The following is a 2651-nucleotide window of genomic DNA, read 5'->3' on the forward strand; positions in this document are numbered from 1 at the left end:
AGCGGCGGCAGCAACCCGGCGAGGTTGGTGGTGGCCGCATTGCCAGCCAGGTCGGTCAGGGTGGCGCCGTTGAGGTCGAGGCTGGCGGCGGCCGAGAGGCCGTCCGCATCCAGGTCGCCGGGCTGGACGGTGTAGCGGAAGACCAGCGTGCTGGTGCCGCTGCCCGCATGCAGCGTGGCGTAGCGCGTGGCGCCGCCCACATCCAGCGCCAGCCGCGGCGTGCCGCCGCTGGCCACCACCGCCTCGCCGAAGGTGACGCTGAAATCGAGCGCCTGCCCGGCGGCATAGGTTCCGCCCGACGGGCCGCTGACGCTGGCGGGCGCCGTCCCGGTCAGGTCCACCGTCACCGCATAGGCGGAGGACAGGTCGCCGACATTGCCGGCGGCATCGGTGGCGCGCAGGGTGAACTGCGCCACCCCGGCCGGCAGCTGCACCGTGCTGATGTCGAGCGACCAGCCGCCATTGCCATCCGCCGTGGTGCTGCCGATGGCGTTGCCGTTGAGCAGCACCGCGACGCTGGTGTTCGCCTCCGCCGTGCCGGAGAGGGTCAGCGCCTGCGCGCTGGTGTAGAACATGTTCGGCAGCACGGCGGTGTTGGGCGAGATCGCCGTCAGCACCGGCGCCGCCGGCGGGGTGCTGTCCACCACGACGGTGACGGTGGCGGAATCGCTCCCCTCATTGCCGGCGACATCGGTCGCGCGCGCCGTCAGATTGTGCGCGCCCTCGGCCAGCGGCGTGCCGGCGAGGCTGATCACCCAGTTGCCGGAGGCATCGGAGGTGGTGCTGCCAACCTGCGTGCCGCCGCTGTAGAGCCGGATGGTGGCGCTGGCCGGCCCGGTGCCGGTGATGGCGATGCCGCCCTGCGAGGTCACCCTGTCGGTCGCGGAACTGCCGCTGTCGGGCGAGATGCCGGCGATGCTGGGCGCCGCCGGCGCCACCGTGTCGAGCGTGGCGGCAAAGGCGGCCGACAGCACGCCGGTGTTGCCGGCCAGGTCGGTGGCGCGCGCGGTGAAGCTGTTGCCGCCCTCGGCCAGGGTGGCGCCGATGCTCCAGTGGCCGCCCGCATCCGCCACCACCGTGCCGATCGAGGCGCCGCCCTGCAGCACCTCCACCCGGCTGTTCGCCTCGGCCGTGCCGGAGAGCGTGACGGCGCTCTGGTTGGTGATGCCATCCGTCGCGCTGCTGCCGGAATCGGTGCTGATGCCGCTGATCACCGGGGCGATCGGCGCCACCACATCCACCGTCAGGGTGAAGCTGGCGGAAGCGGCGCTCAGCCCGCTGCCGTCATTGGCCCGCGCATAGACGGTGTAGTCCCCGTCCGCTACCGCGAAGACGGAGAGCTGCGCCGACCACTCGCCATTGCCATCGGCCGTCACCAGCGTGATCAGCGCGTTGTCCGAGGCGCGGTAGAGCCGCACCTCCGCCCCCGCCGCGGCGGTGCCGCGGATGGTCGGGGTGTTGTCGCTGGTGACGTTGTCGCCGGCGGAGCTGCCCGTGTCGTCGGCGATGCCGGTGATGGCGGGGGCCGCCGTGACGCTCAGCGTGCCGGCCCAGGCCAGGCTGGCGGCGCGCTCCAGGATGGTGGGGTCCACCTCGCCCACCACCTGCTCCAGCACGAAATCGCCGCCCGCGCCGGTCATGTTGGTGGAGGCGGCGATGTCCGCCCCCGTGCTGCTGCGCAGCGCCGCGATCAGCTGCGCGCCGGCGCCGCCCTCGGCCGCCTCGCAGCTCCAGACCAGCAGATCCGCCCCCGGCGCCAGCCCGCCCCTCCAGCCGGCGAGGTCGCCCGCCCGCGCCGCCGCCGTGGTGGCGTCCAGCAGCGTGTCGCCCAGGCTGATGGCCCCGTCGCGCCCATGCGTCAGGATGTGCAGCGTCGCCACGGGCTGGCCCATCGCCAGCGCCGCCTGCACCTGGATGATGCCGTCCTGCCCGGGGTCGAGCATCAGCACATCCGCCCCCGGCGCCAGCTGCTCCGCCAGCGCCAGCCCGTTCGCCACGCGCGGATCGACCGCCACCAGGCTGCGCGGCGCCTCGGCGGCGTCCGCCACGTCGTGGAACAGGTCGCTGGCCTTGGCCTGGGTGTCCGCCTGCTTCTGCTCCGTCTCCTTGGCCGTCACCGCCGCGGCGGCGTCGAACATGGCCCGGGGTTCCAGCGCCAGCAGGGTCGACACCGGGCGGAAGGGGCGCGGGGTCTGGCCGGTCGTCTGCGTCATGGTCGGGCTCCGTGGGACGTTTTGTTCAGAAGCCGCTTTCGCGGATCAGCACCGCGGCGGCATGGCGCCAGGCGCGCCGGGCGAGGGATTCGGCCGCGCCCTCGATCAGGGCGGTGCCGGGGGTGGCGAGGCCGGGGGCGGGCGCGTCGGCCACCGCCTCGGCGGGATAGAGGGCCTGGCGCGGCACCAGCCGGCCGCGCGCATCGGCATCGGCCGGCACCGGGCCGCCATGCCGCTCGGCCAGGATCTGCCAGCGCTCCAGCGTGGCGAGCGCGCCGGGGGCGATGCTCTGCAGCGTGGCGGGGATGCCGCGGGCGGGGTCGCCCTCGGGGAGGAAGGTGATGGCGGCGCCGGGCGCCACGCGGCGCAGCTCCGCCTCCGAGAGCAGGGCGCGCAGCCGGGGCGGCGCGCCGTCATCGACCAGCGTGGCCAGGCGCA

Annotated in this window: 2 protein-coding genes; both read right to left on the bottom strand. The window is 74.7% G+C overall.

The window, feature by feature from the left end:
- On the bottom strand, window positions 1–2213 hold a 2213-nt coding region (locus HMPREF0731_RS25440), incomplete at its 3' end, for an Ig-like domain-containing protein (RefSeq protein WP_007004512.1).
- A gap of 25 nt (window positions 2214–2238) precedes the next feature.
- Window positions 2239–2651, bottom strand: a 413-nt coding sequence (locus tag HMPREF0731_RS12535) for a hypothetical protein (RefSeq protein WP_040613103.1), incomplete at its 5' end; no start/stop codon positions are given.

It is taken from the genome of Pseudoroseomonas cervicalis ATCC 49957 (genome assembly GCF_000164635.1).
Classification (GTDB): Bacteria; Pseudomonadota; Alphaproteobacteria; order Acetobacterales; family Acetobacteraceae; genus Pseudoroseomonas; species Pseudoroseomonas cervicalis.